Source organism: Caloramator sp. E03, assembly GCF_006016075.1.
Taxonomy (GTDB): domain Bacteria; phylum Bacillota; class Clostridia; order Clostridiales; family Caloramatoraceae; genus Caloramator_B.
This window is the reverse complement of the sequence record NZ_CP040093.1, coordinates 1,956,193-1,981,566: the sequence shown is the minus strand read 5'-3', so window position 1 is coordinate 1,981,566 and position 25,374 is coordinate 1,956,193. Positions and strand designations below refer to the sequence as shown.

Below are 25,374 nucleotides of genomic sequence, written 5' to 3'. Positions count from 1 at the left end.
CTTAAAATTTTAATAGTTTTGTTAAGTTATATGATATTTGAATTTCATCTCTCCTTTGAGTTATCTTATATATAGCGAAAAACAAAATACCTCCGAAGGAGAGATGAAATTATGTGCAAGTCATTGAATAAAATTTCATGTCCAAGATGCCATAGTCAAAATCTCTATCGCTTTGGGAAAGACAAAGCAGGTAATCAAAAATATCAATGTAAAGACTGTAGACGTCAGTTTACTCTTGAAGATTATAAGGGTAAGAAAAATCGTGTATTGAGAGGGTATCCTCGTTGTCCTGTTTGTGGTAGTGGTACTTATTTGCACCATGATTATGAGTACTATTCCCATTATACTTGCAACTCTAAAAAATGTGGTCATTCTATTTATGTTGCAAAACCTATTAATATACCCTCTGCATCTTGTGAATTAATTAAAGGAAAGACAGATTTTAAAAGAATGAGATTTCCATTATTTTTAATTCTTACTGCACTTAACCTCTATTATCTAAATGGTTCTTCAACAAGAAGAATATCTCAATTTTTTAAACTAACCTACAATGTCAAAGTTTCTCATGTAACTATTGCATCTTGGTGCAAAAAATTTGCTCCAATTTTTCTAAGTATAGCTAATAAACTTACTGAAAATCTTGATTTAAGTGCATCTGATGAATGGCATGCCGACGAAACTGTCGTTTTTATTAATGGTAAAAAGCATTATCTTTGGTTAATTATAGATTCAGAAACCAGAATGGTTCTTGGTTTTAATTTATCTCCTTCAAGAGATGCTTCTCAAGCTTTTTCCTTGTTTAAATCTGCAAGTAAGTTTGGATGTCCATCGGCTATTGTGACCGATAGATTAGGCTCATATAATCTTGCTACTAAAACTATTTTTAATTCTTCAAAACACATAAAAGTTCAATCATTTAAAGATGATATATCCAACAACTTGCTAGAAGCTTTTAATGATACATTTAAAGACTGGTATAAACGTAAAAGAGGTTTTAAATCATTTGAAAGTGCAAACACTCTAATAGCAATGTTTATTTTCCATTATAATTTTTTAAGACCTCACTATTCTTTAAACAATCTAACTCCTGCACAAGTTGCTGGTATTTTAGTTGATGAAAAAAATATTAATAACTGGCTTCTGTCTGCTTAATTCTCAAATAAACCATATATTCTTAACACACCTACATTTTAAGTTTTAAGTAGGTGCCTTCGGCATGCCTTTTTTTGATAAATCCAGTATTATCAAATTTTATTAATTTAGATTACATAAAAAAACTGTGTAATTTTGTGTAATTATACGTGTAGCTACGCTATTTTTTCATATTTACTTAACACAATCATTTTAATTTTTTTATTATTTTTTATTAAAACAGTTAATTTTTAAAAGTTTTTCTGTATCATCTTGAGGCTTTGGTATTATATGTGTTTGAATTACATCTGAAATTTCCTTAGCAGCCTTTGCTCCTGCATCAACTGCAGCTTTAACATCTTCAAGACTTCCTCTCACTTTAACAACAATTATTAAAGGAACAGGAACATCTGCATTTTTAGGTCTGTTATTATCAAATGCTTCTATTATAACATTTGCAGATTTACACGCTGCATCAGCAGCTACAAAGCCTGCAACGGTGCCATAAACTTCAATAAATCCAACTGCTTGCATAAATCCTTATCTCCTAAAATCTATCGTTTATATAAACAATTTTGATGCCTTCTTGTTTCATATTCACTTCCATTGCTTTATTCATATCATCTAATGAAAATCTGTGTGTTATTAATTCTTGAATTGGAAGGCCTATTCCCTTAGCCCTTTTTAAAAAGTCAAAAGTTGTTAAATAATCCTGTGGAGTGTATACCCATGAACCTACAGCTGTAATTTCCTTATTGCATATATCAAAATGAGGATTTATTTGGCAGTCACCATTATTTACAAAGAACCCAACTTCACAAAGCCCCCCGCCTCGTTTTACAAATTTCCATATATTTGATGCTGCTGATGGAACTCCTGTGCACTGGAAAGCAAAGTCTATTCCAAATCCATCTGTTGCATCCTTAACTGCCTTAATAGTCTCTTCAAGGCTATTGTAGTTTTTAAAATTAACAGTTTTATTAGCTCCAAGCCTCTTTGCCATATTAAGCCTTTTTTCATCACCATCAAGAGCAATTATATTTTCAATTCCCATAGTTCTTATTACTGATAGGAGTAATAATCCTATAGGTCCACATCCTTGTACTAATACCTTGCTATTGAATTTTAAAAGTCCCGTTGATTTTGCTCTTTCTACAGCATGTACAACAACTGCTGCTGGCTCTACTAATAACCTTAAATCAAGATCCATATCATTTACTGTAAAAAATGTTGAGCCTTTTCTTACAACAATATACTCTGAAAACCAACCATTCAAATGATATCTATCATCTGGCATTAATCCATATATCCCCTGATTTTCACAAAGATTAGTTCTATCAGGATGATTTAAGCATACATCACACTCTCCACAAGGAATAATACATGTTACTATCTTGTCTCCAACTTTTACGTATTTACCGGAGCTGTCTTTTTTTATATTTTTACCTAATTTAACAATTACACCTGTTCCCTCATGTCCAAGAACAACTGGAATTAAATTAAAAGGATCTCCTTTATATTCATGAACATCTGTACCACAAATCCCACAGCCTTCAACTTTAACCAGCATTTCATCATCACTAATCTCCGGTATTGGAAACTCTTTAACTTCAATTTTTCTCTTATCTGTTAAAACAGCTGCTCTTGCAGTATTAGGTATTATATTATTTTTTTCTTCTCCCTTTTGCGTATCAGAACCTCTCATTTCTTTTAATACTTGTTTTACTATTTCCTCGATATTTACATTATTAAAATCCATTCTCACACCTCCTATCTAATTGAAAAACCATCGGCAAGCACACATCTTCTGATTTTTGTAAATGTCTTAGCAGATGTTAATCCTTCACCTGTCCTACTTGCAATTGTAAAAGTACAATATCCTTCCCCACCAAATCCAAGTGCAGCATAAGAGGGTGCATTTTTAACAAATATTGCTGTATCAATTTCACGCCCAAACCTTGTTAGGTTGTCTACATTTTTAGAATGCATATGTGCTGAATGCCTATTACCATGTTCAAGCCTTATTGCGATTTTTATTGCATCATCAACATTGCTTGCTCTTACTATTCCAAGTATTGGCATCATAAGTTCCTCTTCAACAAGTGGATGTTCCTCATTTGCCTCAAATATTATGCATCTAATACTTTCATCTGCATCAATTCCAAGAGCTTTTAAAATCTTATAAGCATCCCTTCCAACCCAATTTCTGCTAATCACATATTCTCCGTTTTTCTTTTCAAGTACAAGTTCTGTTAATTTATCCACCATATCTTTTTCTATTTTATATGCTCCATTTTTAATCATGTAATAAATAAGCTCATCGGCTATTTCATCTACTGCAATAACCTCTTTTTCAGCAATGCAAGGAAGGTTGTTATCAAATGTAGCTCCATCTATAATATCCTTCGCAGCTTTTTTAATGTCTGCAGTTTCATCAACAACAACCGGAGGATTCCCTGCACCTGCTCCAATTGCTCTTTTACCTGAAGATAAACATGCTGTTACAACACCTGGCCCCCCTGTTGCAACAAGAAGAGATATGTCTGGATGTTTAAAAAGTATATTTGCCATCTCTATCGTTGGTTTATCTATTGAAACTGCAAGGTTTGGAGGACCTCCTTCCTCAAGCGATGCCTCATTTACAAGTCTTACTGCATAATTTGAAACTTTTGATGCTCCAGGATGAGGATTAAATACTATTGTATTACCTGAAGCAATCATTCCTATACTATTGCAAATTACTGTTTCTGATGGATTTGTTGATGGAGTTATTGCACCAATCACTCCAAAAGGGCCCATCTCAACAAGAGTTAAGCCATTATCTCCTGACCATGCTATTGTTTTAATATCTTCGGTTCCTGGAGTCTTTTTTGCAACAAGTTCATGCTTTATTATTTTATGATCAACACGTCCCATTCCTGTTTCATTAACACCCATTTGGGCAAGAAGCTTTGCATTTTCAATTGTTTTTTCCCTAATTTTATTGATTATCCTTTCTCTCTGATCTATAGACATATATCTTAAAATTCTTTGAGATTCCTTTGCAGCGTTAACTGCATCATTTACATCATTAAATATACCTAGTTCTTCATTTTTGATTTGTTTGCTGCTTTTTAAATTAATTAATACTTGCTTTACTATTGCTTCGATGTCTTCATTCCTAATTGTCACTTTAACACCTCCTTAAGTATATTTGCACCATAATTTGCAAGCTCAATATCCTCTTCTGCTGTTCCTCCACTAACTCCAATACCACCTAAAAACTTATCTCCTATCTTTAGAGGACATCCTCCTCCAAATACAACAATTTTGTTATTAGTATTTTGTATTCCATAAAGAGGGCTTCCTTGTTTAGAAAGTTTCCCTAATTCTTCAGTTGAACATCTTAAAGCTGCTGCTGTATATGCTTTATTTACTGCAATATCATAACTTGCTATTAGAGCACCATCCATATTATGTACAGCCTTTATAATTGCATTTTCATCTGCAACTGCAATAACAACAGGAATATTCATTCCTAAAGCTTTTTTTTCAACAAATTCTATAATTTTCTTTGCAATATTTAGATTGATTTTTTTTGAAACATCATTATTTATATTGAGCACCTCAATAACTTTTTTTGCCACTTTTTCTTTAAATTCAATAAACCTTGCAGCTGTATAAAGATAATCAGATAATCTGTTAATATATTTTTTGAAATCTCCATCAACATATATTTCATTTTCTAAAGATACTAAACTTCTTTCTGCTCTTCTTGTAACTGTTCTTGCAAAATCAATAAGTGCCGATGTTTCACAATAACCTGGAATCGCAAAGCTTTTTATTTTTGGAAACATACTTTGATAGTTATCAATAAGTTCTTCAATCTCAGTAATATCTTTTTCACTTATTTTGCATTCTTTTTTACCTGCAATATTGGCCATTATAAGCATTAAATTTTTTTGTACTTTTTCTATTTCTTTTGAAATATTTTCGTTAAGTAATCTAGCTTTAACAACTCCAAGAATGCTTGTAAGCTCATCAAAATCACCAAGTACACTAAAAATTTTGCTGTCTTTACGTACTCTTTCTCCATTATAAAGCCCTGTTTCACCACTATCTCCCATTCTTGTATATATCCTCATATAATCACCTATTAATCTTTAATAATAAAAGGCTCTCCTTTTACATATCTTGCAGCATTATAACCTAATATTCGCATTTTAATTCTATCTTCTATATTATCTACAAAAAGAGCTTGTCCCTTTTTCATATTTCTTAAAACGATGCAGGCCACTTTATCATCAATACCAATTCCAATACCTAATTTAGATTTCAAAGCTGCTTTATATGCCATTTCATAAGCATTTTCATCTGACTCATAAATGGTATATAAAGCTCCTTCCTCTTCAATTCCTAAAGCTATTTCACTATATGAATTTAAGCTTTGCTTCCATTTAAATATAACAATAGATGGCTTTATTATATCCATTAAATCACCCTAATTTAAAAATAAGACATCGTAAGCCCTGTTGCTACAGCATTTCTTGGGCCTTCTGATTTTCTAATATTCCCTCTGCCTGCAACAATTTTATACTTTGCAAGTTCTGCTAAAATCATTTCAGGAACTTCAAAATCAAGTGCTGAACCACCAACTATAACAACATTAGGTATTTTCTTTAAATTTCCTTCCGGTGCTATTGCTCTTAGTGCTCTTAGTGCTCTTATTGAATTTTTTACAAAAACTCTTTCTTTTGCTGTTCTCCTAACCTGTACAACTTTTTCAAGAGTTGTATCCTTATTTATTGGAATTAGTTCTTTGCCTTTTATAACAACAACTCTTCCAAACAATTTAGGATTTAGTGGTTCATCAAAAAATTTTATCTGCCCATTTTCAACTCTAATATGGAACAAACTTTCAACTTTTGCTACAGAATTTTTTTTAATTTCCTCAGCAATAACTCTGTCATTTAATCCAAGTTCTGAATTTATGAGCATAGTAACAAGCTCACCAGCTCCTGCAACATGAATAGATGTTACATTCCCTTTTTCATCAAGTAGTGCAGCATCAGTTGAACCACCACCAATATCAAGTACTGCAATAGGTAGTTTTGTTCCTGGTGTAGTTAGTGCACCTAAAGATGCCATTACAGCTTCAACTCCAGCAATTTTAACATATACCCCTGTCTCATTTTGAAGTTTTTCAGCTATTTTCATCATAGGAAGCCTGTCCACCTTAACCATAGAAGCTATTGCAACAGCCTTCTCCATAAACGTTTCTCCTGCTATACCACCTGATGCATTTACAGGAAGCATTGTATCAACAGCAAGTATATCTTTAATTTTAATGTCATTAATATCCATATTTGTAAGGTTTGCCATTGAATTTTTAATCCTATTTATCATAGCCCCTATATTGGTTCCTATCTCCCCTGATACATCATAAATCAATCCAGCTTCATTAACAGCTTTCATTATTTCATCTGCTCCAGAATCAACATTTACTTTTACTACACTTTTTTGTCCAAATATTGTTAATATACCTGCTGAAATAATGCTTTCTTTAACCTCGCCAGAAGGTGTTCTAATAACCACTGCTGAACGGTTCCCAATTAGGCTTTTTGCTATTGGAACTACAAATTTTGTTTCTTCAGGGGTTAGATTAAATATTGATGCAATTCCAAATGGATTTGAAAGCATTTTTATAGTATTTCCTAATGAAGCAACCTCGATAGCACACATTACTCCTTTGTTAATCTTATCAATATGTTTTACTTCATCAACTATTGGAATTTTAATATTTATCCTATTTTCAACAAGTACTGCTTCATCTGCCTGAATTATTGCACCCTTTATATTAACTTTTTCGCTAAAACTATTTATTAATTCTGCTGCCTTATCAAAAGTAATGCTATCAGGTACTATTACTATATAGTTATTTCCACTATCTGCTTTATCAAGCTCTGTAATGTCTATTGTAATTCCTACTCCTAATCCTTCTCCTCCTGGAGTTGATGGATTATGTCCTATCATTGCAGAATCTGTTATAATAGTTTCCGTTATTGTTTCCATTGCTGTATCTCCTATTACAGGAGCCGCTTCATTTATTCTAATTACATCTAAATCATTTATTTTTTTATTTATTTTTAATAGTGCATCATTTAAAACTTTTATAATTCCTTTAACATTTTCAACAGTACCTTTCATTCCAGTTGTTTCAGTTATAGCACTTGAAAGAAATTTAAACTTACCATCTTCATTAATTCCAGCAATACATGTTTCAGTTGTTGAATTACCAACATCAACTCCTGCTATTAATTTCATTTTTATTCTCCTTTAGGCTTTTAAAATCCCTCTTTTTTCATATATATTAGCAGCCTCTAGTATAAATTTTGAGCAACTTTCAGCATTATATTTATCTTTTAGTTCAAAGGCTATAGATATAAGTTCTTCTTTAGTTGCTCTATAAGGCCTCAGCAGATTATATATCTTTAAAATTACATCGTCTGGTACTTCAACAAGTTCTGATGCTCTAATAAAATTTCTTTTAAGCTGAATTCTTCCATTTTCTTTTGCAATATCTGCTTGAATTAAAAGTGTTTCCTTAGAAATTTTTATATCTTCTGAAGTTATACTTCCATTCATAATATTCTCTATATTTATCTCATCTATTTTTTTACCTGTTTTTGTTGTAACCTTATCTGGGATGTTTTTAGAAATGGGATATTTCACTATTTATTCACCCCTTAAGTAACTTTAATTCAATTGGAGCATAGTTTTTATTAATTTTCTCTGTTTCTTTAATATGCATAACCGCAGCCTTTACTTGATATTTTGGTCTTGACATGAAATCATTCCTTATTGATATTGGCTTAACTATAACTCCTTTTGCATATCTTGCTGCATTTTTGCCAATATCTCTATAATCTTTAAGGGTTAAAAGTGGTGCTTGTGAAAATAATTCAAGATTTGTTAATGGATATAAGTCTTTTTGATGTATTATTGCTGTTCCTTTTGATTGGATTCCGATTCCAATACCTGATCCACTTAAAATTGCAGCTTCTTTTCCAATAAAAGCAACATCTGATGTCTTATAAATCTTTACTATCCTTGGTATCATTCCTTCTTCTTCTATACCTGCCATTATTTCTTTTATTACATCCTTATGTTCAATACCATTTATTGTATGTTTTATAGATTCTCCAAATGCAGGTCCTATACCTATCACAACTTCTCTTATATCCTGTCCCTTTTTTGCTGGCCCTATTTCTCTAAAATATCCTATGCATCTATCTTTGTTTTTAGCTTCAGAATTATTAACTTTACTTAACTCTTCGATTACTAATCTTGTAATTTCTTTTAATAATCTTTCATCAATTTGCATGATGCCACCATCCCTAAATATCATCAGGATTTATGATATATGGTATGTTTTTAATTTCTTCCCACCTTTTCTCACTTATCCTATAACCAGTTCCTGGGCCCATATAATCATTGGGAAGATTTATAGCACTAAGTACATTAAAATCTTCATCAAGAATTGCTGACGTTTGCATATAATCTCCTGAAACACGCTGCTTTAGCATATTCAAAATACTTTCTGCAACATCTGGATAACCAGCAGATACAAGGGCTTTTACTATGTCAACTCCCGTTATTTTGTTTTTCATTATTTCATTTACAGCTTCAAGGTCAGCAATCATATCCCTCTCCGGCATATCATAACTTCCATGCGCATAAGTAGCCGCTTCAACTTCTTCATCAGAAATTTTTGAAAGATTAAGCTGCTTAAATAAAGCTTGAAGAACTTTTGCAGCTTTATACCTTACTTTAATAACATCCTCTTCTTTTACAGGCCTTAAACCTCCATCAATCATTAAATCCCTTTGAAGCACATTATAATCATCGAAATCCTCTGCATCAAAATTTGAACCTGCAAACATATTATCGTAATTTGGAGTTGCTGAATAACCTGAAAAAATAAAATCTGTACCTGGCAGAAACTGCATCATAGTTCTTGCTGTTCTTCTCATATCTGAGTGTGTGAATGTTTGATCATTACTTGATGCAACCTCAAGATCAAGCATTGCTGCAATAAGATTTTCAGCGAGTACAGCCCTTATTCCTGATGGTACTGCTGACGTTATTCCTATACAGCTTACAGAACCATTTTGAAGTCCTTGTACTCCTGCTCCTCTTGTAACCATTATGCATCTTGTTTCTAGGTAAAGCATCGACTTTTTTTCAGCATTTCCCATTAAAACCTCTGAGCCTGTCCCTGATGTAAATCTCATCTTAAGACCTCTTGATGCATAGGCTGATGCAAGAAAAGCTTTTGAATAGGGTGTATCATCTCCATCTATAAATACACTTTCTGTTCCATATACCGACATAGTTTCAGCATAAGTTGTAAACCCTCTCATACCAAGTTCAAGCTCTGTTGCTTCTTCAACTGCACATTGAGTTAAAACTCCTCTTTTCCCGACCTGTGAACCTATAAGAAGAGCTATCGCATTAAGTGGTGCATATCTTGCAACACCAACAGTTGTTTCTTCCTCACGAAAACCTCTTAAGGCTCCTTCTGCTGCATCTGCTGCAATTAGCACAGGATTATCTTTTAAATTAGTAACATGAGCCTGATTTGATGGTATTTTTCTTGCTCTCATCTTTTGCATAGCCATCATCATTTCAACAACATTAAGATAATTAACTACTTCAACAATTTTTGCAGGAGTAAGACCAGATATTATTTTTACAATTGTTTTTCTATCAACATTTATATCAACAAGCATTCTTGCAATTTGTAATGATTCCATTTTCATAGATATTTCAGCTTGTTCGATATCTATTGCATAATCTGCTATAAATGTATCTATAAAATCAAAGTCATCTCTTTTTTTACCATCCATTTCAATTATTAAATCATCTTTAATTTGAATCGAAGGTTTTGGATCATAGGGGCTTTTCATTGCAACAAAGCCTTTTTCCGGCCATTCATCTATAAATCCATCCTGATTTACAGCCCTTTTTTCAAGAATTTCAAATCTCCTTGAACGCTTCATTATAGTACCTCACTTTCAAGGATTAATTTATAACTTCATTTGTTCAATTACTTTTCTTGTAATTTGTTCAATGAGTTCTGAAGATATTTCATTATTATCAAAGTTTAATCCTAATTCTTCTTTTTTTGTATTTGCCCTATTACATGGATATTCACATCCAAGCGTTTTGCAAAGTTCTCCTGGATGACGTCCTCCTACACCGAGTTTTTTTCTTATTTCATATAATTTATCTACCTGGGATGGTGAAAGTTCCTTTGGACCTCCAAGTAATGTTGATATAAAAGTCAGCTTTGCATAAAATTCAAGCGACTCCATCTTATAATATGCAGAAAGTAAATCTGCACCATAAGATAAAGCTCCATGATTTTCAAGTAAAACCGCATCATAATGTTGAAGATATTTTGAAACTGCATCGGGAATTTCATCAGTAGATGGAGTTCCATATTCTGCTATTGGGACACATCCTAAGGATATTATTGCCTCAGGCATTATTGCTTTTGTTAGTGGAATCCCTGCTATAGCAAAACTTGTTGCATAGGGCGGATGAGCATGAACAACAGATTTTACATCAGGTCTTTCTTTGTATACTCTAAGATGCATCTTAAGTTCTGATGATGGCTTATATTTTCCTGAGTAAGAAATGATTTCACCATTTAAATTTACTTTTATAAGCATATCAGGAGTCATAAATCCTTTACTAACTCCTGTTGGCGTTGTAATAATCTCGTTATCGCTTATTTTAACTGTGATATTACCATCATTTGCAGCAACAAAGCCATTCATGTATATTCGCTTTCCTATATCACATATCATCTGTTTTACCTCATATTCAGAAAACATCATACAATCCTCCTTTTGTAATAATTTTGTTGTTTTATCTGTGTTTTTCTTTGTTTATATTTATTTTATCAGCATCACAAGATTAAGTCAACATGATTAAACTTATTATAACAAAATTTTTAGAAAAATAAAAAATCAGGGGATAATGTATTTTATCCCCTGATTTTTTATTTAAGATAAAATATCTCTTTCATTGGTTTAATTGGTTCTTCCTCTGAAAAGTCAAAGGAGCCTTCAACCATCTTCGAAGTTATTGCATTCCACTTTTGGCATATTTCACTTTTTGCAATATAGCCAAAGGCTGCATCAACATCATCACACTCAAAGCAATAGAAAAATTGGTTTCCATTTTGAAATATAGAGTAATTTCTGATTCCTGCCTTGCTATGTTCCTCTAAAATTTCCGGCCATGGATCAAGATGCATTTTTACATATTCATCAAGGCATTCTTCTTTAACTCTCCAGGTCCATGCAAATTTATTGCTCTTTTCCATATTAACCTCCCGATAAACTGCCTCCTTCAAACAAAGATTTGAGGGAGGCAGTTTTTAAATTATTAATATACTTTCTTCCATTCTCCAATGTTGCTCTTATCAAATTTAAATGGATCTCCAAGCATTATTTCTGTTCCATCTCCAACTTGAACAACTTCCTTTTCACCCAATCTCCCTGCATTAAACTTTTCTCCTGCTTTTCCAGTTATTGTTCCTTTTACAAGGGCATCTGCTGCATAACCTGCAAGATATCCAACGTCAATTGGATTCCAAAGATACATCCACTGACAAACTCCACTTTCAATATATTCAGCCATTTCACTTGGAAGTCCAAGACCTGTCAATTGTACCTTTCCTTTTAATCCTTTATCCGTTAAAACTTTTCCTGCTGCAGCTATACCAACAGTAGTTGGCGCTATAATACCTTTTAGATTTGGATATGTTTTAAGCAGAGCTTCTGTTTCTGAAACACTCTTATCCCTTAAATCATCACCATAAGCTACCTTTACAAGCTTTACATCTTTATACTTTGGATCTTGGAGTTCCTTTTTCATCCATTCTATCCATGTATTTTGATTTGTTGCCTGTGAAGTAGCGCTCAAAACTGCTATTTCACCTTTTCCACCAATCATATCATAAATAGCTTGAATCTGTACGCGACCTATTCTTTCAGGATCTGCCTGATTTACATGAACCATTCTGCTTTGAGGATTTACCGCTGAATCTAAAGATAATACTTTAATTCCATTATTCATAGCTTTTTGCAAAACAGGTTGAAGTGCATCTGGGTCATTCCCTGATATTGCAATACAATCAACTTTCTGTGAAATAAGTTCTTCAATCATTTGGATCTGAGCTTCAGCTGTAGGTTGATCAGGAGCTTTTAAAATTGCTTCTCCTCCTAATTCTTCAACAGCATTTTTAAACCCTTCCATCATTTTTTCACCATAAGGATTTCCTGCATTTTTAAATACAATTGCAAATCTTTTTTTAGCATTTGAAGTACTATTTGTAGTTTGTTGTGTTTGTTGAGTCTGTTGGGCTTCTTTCTTGCCACATCCTGCAAATAAAGAAACAACAAGAATTAAAGTTAAAACAGTTGCTAATACTTTTTTCATTTTTATCCCCCTTACAAATATTATTTTTTATACAAACAGCTTTCGCCGTTTTGTGTCATCATACTATTTTAAATTTTTTTAAAATTAAACTTAAAATTTGGTATCATAACTGCAAATATAAGTAAAAGACCAATTATTATTAAAATTACTTGTGCCGGCACGTTTATAAGCCCTAAACCATATTTTAAGAATCCTATAATGAAAATTGAAATTACAGTTCCTAAGATGTTTCCTTTTCCACCTGAAGTACTTACTCCACCTAAAACAACCATAGCGATAACATCAAGTTCATAGCCATTTGCAACATTAGGACGTGTGCTCCCCATCCTTGATGTTAGGAAAAGTGCAGTCACAGCAGACATAAAACCTGCTAAAGTAAAAATAATTATTTTTATTTTATCTATTTTAATTCCAGAAAATTTACTCGCTGTTATATTACTACCCATAGCATAAACACGTCTTCCAAAGGTTGTTTTATGTAGCAAAACACCAAAAATTATCAGGAACACAATAAATACAATCAATATAAAAGGAATACCTCCTATTTTACCCCATCCAAGGAATTGATACCAACTTGGGAATTTACCTGCTGCCTGATCTTTTAATATTATATAAGCAATTCCTCTATAAATAGTCATTGTAGAAAGTGTTATAATCATTGGTGATAATTCTTTGAATTTCGTAATTATATATCCATTTATAAAACCACAGATCGTTCCAACTAATAAGCAAATTAAAATTGCAAGCTGCATTGGAACACCATGATTATATGTAACTGCCATAATCACTGATGAAAGAGCAACCGTTGATGCAACTGAAATATCAATATCACCAAGTATTATAATAAATGTCATGGGAAGAACAATAAATGCCTTATCGAGAAATGCCATAGTTGCATCAAGTAATTTTTCTCCATCTAAATAATACGGAGATATGTTTGCATTGATAATGTTTATAAGAATAAACAATAGTAGTAACATCCACTCCCATTGGAAGAAGAAGCTTTTTAAATCAAATTCCTTTTTGGCGATTAAATTTCTCTGTTCCATAGCTTATATCTTCCTCCTCATGAGATTATTTTTATCAACCTGTCTTTTTACAATTGTATTAAAAATTATTGCTGTTAAAATTATTACTCCTTGAATTGCCTGCTGCCAGAATGGAGAAACGTTTATCAATGGCAGAGCATTACTTAGTATTCCAAGTAGAAGAGATCCTAGTATTAAACCTGAAATTTTTCCAGAACCTCCTGCAACATTTACGCCACCAAGTACACAGGCAGCAATTACATTCATTTCATATCCCATTGCAGTATCCCCTTGTGCTGATGCAAATTTTGATACCCAAAGCACTCCAGCAAGTCCAGCTAAAGCACCCATTATTATATAAACCATCCATATTATTTTTTCATTATTAATTCCGCTTATCTTTGCTGAATCAGGATTGCTTCCAACTGCATATATCTGTCTTCCTGTTCTTGTATAATTAATAAAATAATAGAATATTATGAAATTCAAAATTGCAATAAATATCAGAGTATTTATTCCAAATATTTTGCTTGTAGCAATGTTTTTAAAACTTGCAGGCATTTGGTTCGCACTTACCCATTTGCCTTTACTGACTAAAAACGTTACTCCTCTAAATACATTCATCATTCCCAAAGAAGCTATTATCGGCAAAATAGACATTTTTGATACTAAAAAACCAACTATTATGCCACACAAAATTCCTATGCTAATTCCTATTAAAATTGCAACAATCGGTGACATATTTGTATATTTACTTACTGTCATTGCTGAAACCATGCCTGATAAAGCGAGAGTCGCACCTATTGAAAGATCAATTCCTCTTGTTACAATAACAAGCATCATTCCAACAGATAAAATGCTTAATATAGCAGTATTTTTTATCATGTCGTTTAAATTTTCAAAAGTTAAATAACTTGGGTTGCGTAGTTGAACTAGTATTGAAATAATTATTATAAAACCCAATAGACCTAGTTCTCTAAATTTTGCAATATTTGAGACTTTGGATTTTCTTTCATAAGCAATTTCACTCATAAGCCTTCCCACCTTTTACATATAATACTGTAGCTTAAAACTATACTGCGGTCTTTGATACCATTGCTGCTTCGAGTATCGCTTCTTGAGTTGCATCTTTTCTATCAAGTATTCTTGTTACTCGTCCTTCTCTCATAACTACAATTCTGTCACTCATTCCAAGAACTTCTGGCATTTCAGAGGAAATCAAAATTATTCCATATCCTTGGCTTGCAAGCTCACTCATTATCTCACATATTGCTGCTTTAGCCCCAACATCAACACCTTTTGTAGGTTCATCAAGTATTATAACCTTCAAATCAGCAGCAAGAAGTTTTGCAAATACTACTTTCTGCTGATTTCCACCTGATAAGGAACTTGCTAAATCAAATATACTTTTTGCTTTTACATTTACTTTCTCTAATAGCTCTTTAGAAATCTCTGTTTCTTTTTTATCATTTAACCATCCTTTTTTTGAATACTTATCAATTGTTGGTAAAGTAACATTTTTACCTATTCCCCATTGTAATATTAATCCCTGTTTTTGCCTGTCTTCTGGTAAATATCCAATACCCAAGTTTATAGCATCTATCGGACTTTTTATATGGACTTCTTTTCCTTCTATATATACTTTACCTTTATCATAAGGCATAATACCAAACAGAGATTGGCAAACTTCACTTCGCCCAGCACCAACAAGACCTGTAAGACCAAGTATTTCTCCTTTATGAAGAGTAAATGAAACATCAGCAAAATAACCTGTTTTCCCAATTCCTTCTACTCTAAGCAGTTCTTCTCCTATTTTTACCTGTTTTTTAGGAAACATTTGAGTAACTTCACGACCTACCATTGCGACTATAAGTTGCTCATTTGTAATTTCATCTACTCCCCAAGTTCCTATATATTTTGAGTCTCTAAATACCGTAACTCTACTCGCAAGTCTGTACATGTCTTCGAATCTATGAGATATAAATATTATTGATGCACCATTGTCTCTTAATTGTTCTGTAATTTTATAGAGCTGTTCGCTCTCTCTTTTTGTTAATGCAGCTGTTGGTTCATCCATAATAATGATTTTCGCATTAGTAGAGAGAGCTTTTGCAATTTCAACAATCTGCTGTTGTGCCACACTTAATGCTCCCATTTGTGTTTTAGGATCAATATCAGATCCAAGCTCTTTAAGAAGCTTTTTAGCATCATCATGCATCTGTTTCCATAATATTCTTTTTGTTCTTTTATCTATCTTTTCATGGCCCATAAATATATTCTCAGTAACGCTAAGATCAGGATAGCAGGTAACATGCTGATAAATTGCTGCAATACCCATTTTTTGTGCATCCTTGGGGTTTTTAAACTCAACTTTTTGTCCATTTAAGTAAATTTCTCCTGCATCTGGGGAGTGAACTCCCGTAATAACTTTTATAAATGTAGATTTTCCTGCACCATTTTCTCCCATTAAAGCGTGTATTTCACCTGGCTTCAACTGAAAATGGACATGGTCTAAAGCTTTAACACCTGGAAATATCTTTGTTATACCTCTAAGCTCAAGAATATACTCTGACAATTTAAAGTCCCCCTTCTCATCCTCTTAAAGCACAGATTATTAATTTACCAACCTTGTCCATAACCTCTTTCTAGCTTCTTCTCTTCATATCCGCTTTCAAGGTATGCTTTCATAGGATCAGGATTTAAGCCCATCTCTTCTCTTACTTTTTCAAGTAGTGGCCTTACATCTGTTTCAAATGCACATCTTACAATAGATTCAGCTCTCATTACATCATTATTTTCCTGTGCCTTTTTAAGTTCATCTCTGTCAACCAAAAGCGCCTTTGCATAAGCAGTTTGAACATTTAAAACAGATTGAATCATTGCTGGAACTTTCGGTTCTATACAGTGGCTCTGATCTATCATATATGCAATGTTCTTTGCCGTATTTCTTGTTGAAGGATCTATTTCAGCAGATACAAGCTCATTGAATATTAGGAAAAGCTCATAAGGATTAATTGATCCAACAATTAAATCGTCATCTGCATATTTTCTATTATTAAAATGAAAACCTCCTATTTTCCCTTCATCAAGAAGGAATGCAACTATATGTTCTACATTTGCACCCTGGAAGTGATGTCCGATATCTACAAGTACCTGAGCCTTTTCTCCAAGCTTTGTCGCAAATGTATATGACATACCCCAGTCTGCAATGTCAGTATGATAAAATGCAGGCTCAAATGTCTTATATTCAATAAGCATTCTCATATCATCATCAAGTGCGTCATATAATTCTTTTAGGCTCTCCTCTAAATAGTGCTTTCTTGCTCTAAAATCACCCTGACCAGGATAGTTTGTACCATCAGCAATCCAGAGGCTAAGTATCTTGGAATCAACCTTTCTTGCTATTTCTACACACTCAAGCATGTGTTCTACTGCCTTTTTTCTAACTTTCGGATCACTATTGCATACACTTCCAAACTTATATTCATCTTCTTGGAAAAGATTTGGATTAACTGCACCTATTTTTAAATTAAGATTTGCAGCATAATCTTTTACTTTTTCATAATCATCTGTTTTATCCCATGGTATATGTATTGCAACTGTTGGACATATTCCTGTATATTTATGAACCTGAGCTGCATCGTCAAGCTTTTCAAATATATTTCTTGGCATACCTATTTGTTTAAATACTTTAAAACGTGTACCAGAATCTCCATATCCCCATGATGGAGTTTCAACTTTAAATTCCTTAATACTTTTCTTTACCTTTTCTACATCAATTCCTCTTTCAATCTGTTTTTCTTCCCAAACTTTGTACTCAATGCCTGCCATATAAAAGCCTCCTTTTGTTAGAATTATTTTATTAATTTAATAAATTTTTCATAAACTTTATCCCATTCTTGTGTATTTTGTGGTTTATAAGTTTGCATTTGAAATGAATTTCTAATTATTCTTCTTGCATCATTTAAATCTTTAATTGCTCCAAGAGCCATTGCTTGCACTGCTATATTCCCTGCAGCTGTTGCTTCAATTGGTCCTGCAATTACTTCTTTCCCTGTTGCATCTGCTGTAAATTGGCAGAGCATCTTATCCTGTATACCTCCTCCAACTATATGAATTCTGTCAATTTTCTTATATAATATTTTTTCAAGGCACTCTATAGTATATCTATATTTCAATGCAAGACTCTGGGTTATACACCTTATAACTTCTCCCTTCGTAACAGGTACAGTTTGATTAGTTGCCCTACAATAGTTTCTTACTCTATTGGGCATGTCCCCTGGCAGTCCAAACTCATGATAATCTGGATCAATAAAGTTTTCAAAGGGCCTTGCTTCTTTTGCCATTTGTGTTAAATCTGAATAGGTTAATTTCTCTCCTTCTCTTTCCCATTGCCTTTTACTTTCTTGAACAAGCCATAACCCCATGATGTTCTTTAAGAATCTGGTTGTCCCCTCAACTCCCCCTTCATTTGTTATATCTAAATTCATGCTGCTTTCGTTAATTATAGGTTTTTCTAATTCAACACCCATAAGGGACCATGTTCCACAACTTATGTATGCAAAATTCTTGTCTTCGGCTGGAACAGCTGCAACTGCTGAGCCTGTATCATGTGAGGCAACTGAAACTACAGGAATTGCTGAAACATTAAGTTCCTTTTGTATATCTTCAGTAAGGCATCCGATAATTGTACCTGGATTTATAATATTAGTGAAAATTTCCTTAGGCAAATTTAGCTTCTCTATAATCTTCCATGACCATTGTTTTGTAACTGTATTAAAAAGCTGTGTTGTTGTTGCATTCGTATATTCTGTACTTTTTACCCCCGTTAAAAAGTAATTTATTAAATCCGGTATCATAAGAAATGTTTTTGCTTTTTCAAGTATTGATGAATTCTCTAATTTCATAGAATAAAGTTGATAAATAGTATTAAACCACAAAAATTGTATTCCAGTTTCTCTAAATATCTCTTCTTTAGGTATAATTTCAAAAACCTTATCCATTACTCCTTCTGTTCTTATATCTCTATAATGGTATGGATTCCCAAGAAGTTTCCCTTTTTCATCGATAAGTCCAAAATCAACTCCCCATGTATCAACTCCTATTGCGTCAATGTTTTTTTCCTCAATTGATGCCTTTAAAATACCCTGCTTTATTTCATAAAAAAGCCTTAATATATCCCAATGAAGGTTTCCATTTATAGATACAGGATCGTTAGAAAATCTATGAATTTCTTTAAGATCTATTCTACTACCATTAAAAGTTCCAAGTATCGCTCTTCCGCTGCTTGCTCCAAGATCAAAGGCTAAAAACTTATAACTGTCTTTCAATATTATCACCCCGTTATCGTTTTCATGTAAACGTTTACATTTTTGCTAAGACACAGCCTTAAATCCATATAAATTATATTCTCTCTATTTCATTTCTTAATATATCAGTTGAACGTCTAATTACCATCTCCCCGTTTAATACAATTGTTCTATTTTTTGCATTTGGATGATTAACTTTATTTATAAAAAGATTAATTGCTTCTTTTGCTATCTCTTCAATAGGCTGTCTATAAGTAGTAAGTGGAGGAGAAATTAATCTAGACATATATATATCATCAAAACCTGCAATTGCTACATCTTCAGGTATTCTAAGACCAATTGTCTTTATATAATTCATTGCTCCTATTGCCATTAAATCTGTTGACGATACTATTGCAGAAGGGTTTAATTTTTTATCTGTAAAAAAATATTTTGCTGCCTCATATCCACTTTGAATATGATAATTTCCCTCATAAACTAATTCATCCCTAAATTCTATTCCTGCCTCAATTAGTGCATCTTTATACCCATAAAACCTATCATTCGCTACTTTATATTTTGCAATTGATTTTACAAAACCAATATTTTTGTGGCCAAGTGATATTAAATGTTTTGTAATTTCTTTCATTCCCTTGTATCCATCAGTATAGACAGAATTTACAGGCTTATCTAATTGCAAATTATCCATAAATATTATTGGAATTTTTTTTGAAAGCTCAAGCAAATATTTAATAGTTTCTTTATCCCCTCTATAGGTACAAATTATCAATCCATCAATGTTTCTATTTATCAAATCATCTATACAATTTATATCTTCATTTATATCTTCACCAGTTGAAGATACTATTACATGGTATCCTTCTTTCTTTGCTGCATCTTCTATATATTTAAAAAGTTCATAATAGAAAGGGTTTATATAATCAGGTATTGTAATCCCTATTGTCTTTGACTTTTTCGTTCTCATTCCTTGAGCAATGATATTAGGCTTATAATTCAGTTCTTCTATTGCCTTCATAATTGTTTCTTTAGTTTTATAATTTACAGGAGCTGTATTATTTAATACTCTTGATACTGTTGCAACCGATACCCCTGAGCGCTTTGCCACGTCTTTAATAGTTGCCATTTCAACACCTCTTATCAATGAATACGTTATCATGAAATTGTTTTCATATATATTTTATAACAAAATAATCAAAATCGTCAATAGATTGTTGAAAATTTCAGAAATATTAAATTAAATATAAAATTTAATTTTTTTAATATATTTTAGCTAATGATTTATTAACGATAAATTATTTCAAATATCAAAAGAGTTATCTATTACTTTAAGGTTTTATTAACCTACATACAAAAAATTTTGCTCATAGCCATTTAAAAAGCTATGAGCTGAGATAAACTAATCCTATAATTAAGCTAAATTTATTTGTGTAGTATTGGTGACACTTTTTTATAAACAAGTAAAGTTATTAAAGATACTATTATTCCTTTTAAAATATTAAAAGGTAATATACTATATATTATAAGAGTATTTATATCCTTTACATTTTTATTTACCTTTGAAGCTATACCAACAACAGCTTTTATTGGAAACATTAATACTTTCTCATAGAGAGGAAGAAATATGAAATAATTTCCAAGAGATGCTATGATAGCCATAGCTACAGTTCCACATATTAAAGAAAAAACAGCTCCTTTTTTTGTTTTATTCTTCTTATATATTACCCCAGCAGTAAATACCATTGCAAAGCCTACTATAAAATTAGCAAACTCTCCAATTCCCGCTGTACTATTTTTAACTATAAGATGAAGCAAATTCTTTATAAATTCAACTAATACACCAGCAAAGGGCCCAATTGAAAAAGCAGCAAAAAGGGCAGGTATATCGCTTATATCAATCTTTAAAAAATCTGGAAACATAGGTAGTGGGAATTCCAAAAACATAAGTATAAAAGCCATAGCAGATAAAACTGAAATTTTAATTAGAGAAGATATTTTTTTGTGTGTCATAAAAACCCTCCTTATTTATCAGGGCAAGTAAACAAAAAACTCCTGAATCTTCAGGAGTTAAATAACAATTTTATCTTCTTCCATCCAGACTTTACTGTCGGCTCCGGAGTTTCACCGGATCATACCTTTCGGCTCGCGGGCTATACCGCCGGTCAGGAATTTCACCTTGCCCTGAAGATTATATTTATTTCTCTTATAAATATTATACAACAAATCTTGATAAGTCAAGTATTTTTATATATTTTCTCTTTGTTTCTATTATCTTTTCTTTTTTCATCTCAGAAACTATTCTTGATAGAGTCTCCCTTGTCATATTTAGTATAGAAGCTATTTGTGCAAGATTAATATCAAGGGTTACAATAATATGACCATTTTCATCTATTTTACTATAATCCTTAAAATATTCCTTTACAAAATTTACAAAGGAGGTTCTACATTCACCTGTTGCAAGGCTTCCCTGCCTTAAAGTCATAGTTCTAATAGAATTTACAATAATCCTTTGAAATTCCTCCCTTATAGCCTCATTATTTTGAATTAATTGTTTTATAGGTTCTTTTTGAATTGCATAGATGTAACAATTAGTAAGGGCTTTATAACTTACAACTTCCGGCATATTAATAAAGGAAGAATGTCCAAAAAAATCTCCTGAAAAAAGATAACCATAACAGAACTTCCTATCGTATAAGCCTTTTTTAACTAAAACCACCTTGCCTCTTTCAATAAAATAGATATAATCGTCAATAATGCCTTCCTTAATAATAATCTCATCCTTTATATATAAAATTTTTTTATATTTATTTTGAAGATTTTCCTCAATAAACTTTTTATAATATTGTATATCTTCCTTAGTATTGTTAGAATAAGAAGATACTATCTCTTTGTAAAGTTCATAGTTTACCATACTATCCCACGCCTTTTAATTAAAATTCAATCAGTATTAATTATCGAATTAAAAAGATAAATATTTATATTTTTTTATAAAAAAATTGCAGGTTTTTCCCTGCAATTATTTCTCATATACAATTTTTCCATCTATAAGTACATACATTGCTTTTGATTGTACATCAAATGGATGTTTATTAAACACTACAATATCTGCATCCTTTCCAACCTCAATAGAACCAACCCTATCATCAATACCTAATATCTCAGCTGGATTTATAGTTATAGCTTTTAAAGCAGTTTCCTCATCAAGACCAGCCTTTACTGCAAGAGCTGCACAAAGAGGTAGATAGTGTACAGGAATTACAGGATGATCCGTCATAAGAGCTATTTTAACCCCTGCCTTTGCAAGGACTGCAGCTGTTTCAAAGGTTAGTTCTCTAAGCTCTATCTTTGATCTTTCAGTAAGAGATGGTCCAACTATTGCTGGATAACCTTCCTTTGCAAGTTCATCAGCAATCAAATGTCCTTCAGTACAATGATCAAGAGTTAATTTTAAATTGAACTCTTTAGCAATTCTTATTGCTGTAAATATATCATCTGCCCTGTGTGCGTGGGCCTTTAAAGGAATTTTCCCTTCCATAACAGGAATTAAGCTTTCCATTTTAATATCAAAATCCGGCATATCATCCTCATCTTTTTTTCCAGCCTCTTTAGCCTTTATATAATCCTTTGTTTTGTATAGATAATCCCTAAGTATTGCAGCTATTGCCATTCTTGTAGTTGGCATCTGATGCTTATCATCATAAGTTGACTTGGGGTTTTCGCCAAAGGCAACCTTCATAGCTGCAGGCTCTTTTACTATCATATCATCAATTCTTTTTCCCTTAGTTTTTATAACTGTAAAGGTTCCTCCAATAACATTAGCACTTCCAGGGCCAGTACATACACAGGTAATACCATTTTCATAAGCCTCTTTAAAGCATTTATCCATTGGATTTATAGCATCTATCGCTCTAAGATGGGGTGTTGCAGGATCTGTTGCCTCATTTCCGTCAGCTCCTTCAAATCCAACTGCATCCTCCCACATACCTATATGGCAGTGAGCATCTATAATACCTGGCATTATATACCCACCATTAGCGTCTAAAACTTTACAATCTCCTTCAATATCTAAATTCCTTCCTACTTTAATTATTTTACCATTATCAATTAAAACCTCTCCATTATCAATATTTTCTCCTGCCATAGATAAAACTGTCCCATTTTTAATAAGTATCATTTAATAACCTCCCATCTATATTCCCTTCATTGAAAGAGAAATTCTTTTCCTCCTTAAATCAACATCAAGAACCTTGACATTTACTATATCTCCTACTTTTAAAACTTCAAGAGGATGTTTTATATATTTATCTGATATCTCAGATATATGAACAAGCCCATCCTGATGAACCCCTATATCAACAAAAGCTCCAAAATCAGCAACATTTCTTACAGTTCCTTTTAATATCATTCCTGGTTTTAAATGCTCTATTTCCATAACTGAGGACATTAAAATTGGCTTTGGTACATCCTCTCTTGGATCTCTTCCTGGTTTTTTTAGCTCTGAAATTATATCTTTTAAAGTTGGAACTCCAACATTAAGCTCTATTGCTAAATTTTCTATTCCCTTTATCTTAACCTTCTCATCAATATCACTTAGCTTTCTATTTTTTACATCTTCAAGGTTATATCCCAATACCTCAAGGAGTCTCTTTGCAGCTTGATATGATTCTGGATGAACAGCAGTATTGTCAAGTATGTTTTCACCATCTAATATTCTTAAAAAGCCTGCACATTGTTCAAATGCTTTTTCTCCAAGTCTTTTAACTTTTAAAAGCTCACTTCGACTTTTGAATTTACCATTTTGCTCCCTATATTCTACAATGTTTTTAGCAATAGCAGAATTTATTCCTGATATATATGTTAAAAGAGATGCTGATGCTGTATTAAGATCTACTCCAACAGAGTTTACACAGTCCTCTACAATTCCTTTCAAACTTTCATCTAGCCTTTTTTGTGACACATCATGTTGATACTGTCCAACTCCAATGGATTTTGGATCTATTTTAACAAGCTCAGCAAGAGGATCTTGAAGCCTTCTTGCAATGGATATTGCTCCTCTTAAGGATACGTTAATATCTGGAAATTCCTTTGCTGCAATCTCTGATGCCGAGTATACTGAAGCCCCGGCCTCACTTACTATAACATAATATACTTTCTTACCGCTTTCAATCTCCACTTGCTTTATAACATCTGATATAAACAGTTCTGATTCCCTTGAAGCCGTTCCGTTTCCAAGGGATATAATATCAACATCATACTTATATATGAGCTCCTTTAATATTTTTGTACTTCCCTCTATATCGTTTTGTGGTGCTGTTGAATAAATCGTTGCGGTATCAAGTAGCTTCCCTGTTTCATCAACAACTGCAATTTTACATCCTGTTCTAAATCCCGGGTCAAATCCCAAAACCACCTTACCTGAAATAGGGGGTTGCATCAAAAGGCTTCTAAGATTAGTTGAAAAAACCTTTATAGCCTGTTCTTCTGCCTTTTCTGTAAGCTCATTTCTAATCTCTCTTTCAATTGACGGTGCTATAAGTCTTGAATAACTGTCCTTTATAGCTGACTTTAAATATTCTGTTTCCTCTCCTTGTCTTTTTATAATATTACTTTCAAGGTAGGAAATTATCTTATCTACAGGAGCTTCTATTTTAACAGATAAGAATTCTTCCCTCTCCCCTCTATTTATTGCAAGTATTCTATGTGGAACAATCCTATTAACAGCCTCACTATATTTATAGTACATCTCGTAAGGAGAAGTTTCTTCCTTTAAAGCCTTAGATGTTAAAAGCCCATCCCTAAAGGTCATAAACCTTATTTCTTTTCTATAATCCGCATTATCAGATATATCTTCAGCTATTATATCAAGAGCACCATTTATTGCTTCATCTATACTTAAAACTCCAAGCTCTTCGTTAATATATTTTGATGCTTCATCTTTTAAAGATATATTAAACTCTTGAGCTATCATAATAGCTGCCAAGGGCTCTAATCCTTTTTCCTTTGCAATGGTTGCTCTTGTTCTTTTCTTTGGCCTAAATGGCCTATAGATATCATCAACCTCAGTTATACTTACAGCATCCTCTATACTTTTTTTAATCTCATCAGTTAGTTTACCTTGCTCTTCGATTAACCTTATAACCTCATTTTTTCTGTTTTCAAGGTTTCTTAAATACATTAGTTTATCATAAAAATTTCTCAGTACTGTATCGTCAAGCTCCCCTGTTGCTTCCTTTCTATATCTTGCTATAAAAGGAATAGTGTTTCCACTGTCTATTAACTCAATTGTATTCTTAACCTGCCATTCTTTAATATTAAATTCCCTTGATAGGGAATGTATTATATCAGCCATATTTAAAACCTCCCTTGTAATATAATATCTATTAATTGTAACTAATGCAAGATTAAACAGAGGTTCA

The 25,374-nt window shown here is 32.4% G+C and carries 23 protein-coding genes and 1 riboswitch; of the genes, 1 reads left to right on the top strand and 22 read right to left on the bottom strand.

The features are described from left to right. Positions 1-111 precede the first annotated feature (111 nt). Positions 112-1,152, top strand: a complete 1,041-nt coding sequence (locus FDN13_RS09710; protein ID WP_138979478.1) for an IS6 family transposase — start codon at positions 112-114, stop codon at positions 1,150-1,152. 204 nt (positions 1,153-1,356) lie between these two features. On the opposite strand, the gene FDN13_RS09705 is transcribed toward FDN13_RS09710, so the two are convergent. The 22 genes from FDN13_RS09705 to FDN13_RS09600 form a co-directional block, all read right to left on the bottom strand. Beyond that, the gene (locus tag FDN13_RS09705; RefSeq protein ID WP_138980015.1) at positions 1,357-1,665 is read right to left on the bottom strand and encodes a BMC domain-containing protein; all 309 of its coding nucleotides are present in this window, start codon (positions 1,663-1,665) and stop codon (positions 1,357-1,359) included. A gap of 13 nt (positions 1,666-1,678) precedes the next feature. Further along, entirely contained in the window at positions 1,679-2,890 is a 1,212-nt protein-coding gene (locus tag FDN13_RS09700) for a zinc-dependent alcohol dehydrogenase (RefSeq protein ID WP_138980014.1), read from the bottom strand. An 11-nt stretch (positions 2,891-2,901) separates the two neighbouring features. Then, a complete protein-coding gene (locus FDN13_RS09695; RefSeq protein WP_138980013.1) occupies positions 2,902-4,302 on the bottom strand; it encodes an aldehyde dehydrogenase family protein in 1,401 nt (466 codons plus the stop codon). Beyond that, a complete protein-coding gene (locus FDN13_RS09690; RefSeq protein ID WP_138980012.1) occupies positions 4,299-5,255 on the bottom strand; it encodes a cob(I)yrinic acid a,c-diamide adenosyltransferase in 957 nt (318 codons plus the stop codon). Before FDN13_RS09690 ends, FDN13_RS09695 begins: the two co-directional genes overlap by 4 nt. An 11-nt stretch (positions 5,256-5,266) precedes the next feature. Continuing rightward, complete coding sequence (locus tag FDN13_RS09685) at positions 5,267-5,602, bottom strand: glycerol dehydratase reactivase beta/small subunit family protein (protein WP_138980011.1); 336 nt, start codon at positions 5,600-5,602, stop codon at positions 5,267-5,269. Between the two features lie 14 nt (positions 5,603-5,616). Further along, entirely contained in the window at positions 5,617-7,434 is a 1,818-nt protein-coding gene (locus FDN13_RS09680) for a diol dehydratase reactivase subunit alpha (protein WP_138980010.1), read from the bottom strand. Between the two features lie 12 nt (positions 7,435-7,446). Then, entirely contained in the window at positions 7,447-7,842 is a 396-nt protein-coding gene (locus FDN13_RS09675) for a diol dehydratase small subunit (protein ID WP_243120202.1), read from the bottom strand. Between the two features lie 7 nt (positions 7,843-7,849). After that, positions 7,850-8,494 (bottom strand): propanediol/glycerol family dehydratase medium subunit, encoded by a 645-nt coding sequence (locus tag FDN13_RS09670; RefSeq protein ID WP_138980008.1) that lies wholly within the window; start codon positions 8,492-8,494, stop codon positions 7,850-7,852. A 13-nt stretch (positions 8,495-8,507) separates the two neighbouring features. Beyond that, entirely contained in the window at positions 8,508-10,172 is a 1,665-nt protein-coding gene (locus FDN13_RS09665; RefSeq protein ID WP_138980007.1) for a propanediol/glycerol family dehydratase large subunit, read from the bottom strand. 27 nt (positions 10,173-10,199) lie between these two features. Continuing rightward, entirely contained in the window at positions 10,200-11,015 is an 816-nt protein-coding gene (locus FDN13_RS09660) for a class II aldolase/adducin family protein (RefSeq protein ID WP_371414816.1), read from the bottom strand. Between the two features lie 164 nt (positions 11,016-11,179). Next, a complete protein-coding gene (locus tag FDN13_RS09655) occupies positions 11,180-11,506 on the bottom strand; it encodes an L-rhamnose mutarotase (protein ID WP_138980006.1) in 327 nt (108 codons plus the stop codon). Between the two features lie 62 nt (positions 11,507-11,568). Further along, positions 11,569-12,624 carry a rhamnose ABC transporter substrate-binding protein gene (gene rhaS, locus FDN13_RS09650; protein ID WP_138980005.1) on the bottom strand — a complete coding sequence of 352 codons (1,056 nt, stop codon included), beginning with the start codon at positions 12,622-12,624 and terminating at the stop codon, positions 11,569-11,571. Positions 12,625-12,692: 68 nt separating this feature from the next. Further along, positions 12,693-13,673, bottom strand: coding sequence for an ABC transporter permease (locus FDN13_RS09645; protein ID WP_138980004.1), 981 nt, complete (start codon positions 13,671-13,673; stop codon positions 12,693-12,695). Between the two features lie 3 nt (positions 13,674-13,676). Continuing rightward, positions 13,677-14,684, bottom strand: a complete 1,008-nt coding sequence (locus FDN13_RS09640) for an ABC transporter permease (protein WP_138980003.1) — start codon at positions 14,682-14,684, stop codon at positions 13,677-13,679. A gap of 40 nt (positions 14,685-14,724) precedes the next feature. After that, positions 14,725-16,227 carry a sugar ABC transporter ATP-binding protein gene (locus tag FDN13_RS09635; RefSeq protein WP_138980002.1) on the bottom strand — a complete coding sequence of 501 codons (1,503 nt, stop codon included), beginning with the start codon at positions 16,225-16,227 and terminating at the stop codon, positions 14,725-14,727. A gap of 44 nt (positions 16,228-16,271) precedes the next feature. Continuing rightward, positions 16,272-17,483, bottom strand: a complete 1,212-nt coding sequence (gene rhaI / locus FDN13_RS09630) for an L-rhamnose isomerase (RefSeq protein ID WP_138980001.1) — start codon at positions 17,481-17,483, stop codon at positions 16,272-16,274. Positions 17,484-17,506: 23 nt separating this feature from the next. Beyond that, a complete protein-coding gene (gene rhaB, locus FDN13_RS09625) occupies positions 17,507-18,991 on the bottom strand; it encodes a rhamnulokinase (RefSeq protein WP_207670875.1) in 1,485 nt (494 codons plus the stop codon). A 64-nt stretch (positions 18,992-19,055) separates the two neighbouring features. Further along, positions 19,056-20,084, bottom strand: a complete 1,029-nt coding sequence (locus tag FDN13_RS09620) for a LacI family DNA-binding transcriptional regulator (protein ID WP_168190130.1) — start codon at positions 20,082-20,084, stop codon at positions 19,056-19,058. 296 nt (positions 20,085-20,380) lie between these two features. Next, on the bottom strand, positions 20,381-20,968 hold the full coding sequence (locus tag FDN13_RS09615; RefSeq protein WP_138979998.1) for an ECF transporter S component: 588 nt from the start codon (positions 20,966-20,968) through the stop codon (positions 20,381-20,383). A gap of 68 nt (positions 20,969-21,036) precedes the next feature. Continuing rightward, positions 21,037-21,151, bottom strand: a riboswitch (FMN riboswitch). 19 nt (positions 21,152-21,170) lie between these two features. Next, positions 21,171-21,869 carry a Crp/Fnr family transcriptional regulator gene (locus tag FDN13_RS09610; RefSeq protein WP_138979997.1) on the bottom strand — a complete coding sequence of 233 codons (699 nt, stop codon included), beginning with the start codon at positions 21,867-21,869 and terminating at the stop codon, positions 21,171-21,173. A 105-nt stretch (positions 21,870-21,974) separates the two neighbouring features. Next, the gene (locus tag FDN13_RS09605; protein ID WP_138979996.1) at positions 21,975-23,132 is read right to left on the bottom strand and encodes an amidohydrolase; all 1,158 of its coding nucleotides are present in this window, start codon (positions 23,130-23,132) and stop codon (positions 21,975-21,977) included. A gap of 15 nt (positions 23,133-23,147) precedes the next feature. After that, positions 23,148-25,307, bottom strand: a complete 2,160-nt coding sequence (locus tag FDN13_RS09600; protein WP_138979995.1) for a Tex family protein — start codon at positions 25,305-25,307, stop codon at positions 23,148-23,150. Positions 25,308-25,374 lie beyond the last annotated feature (67 nt).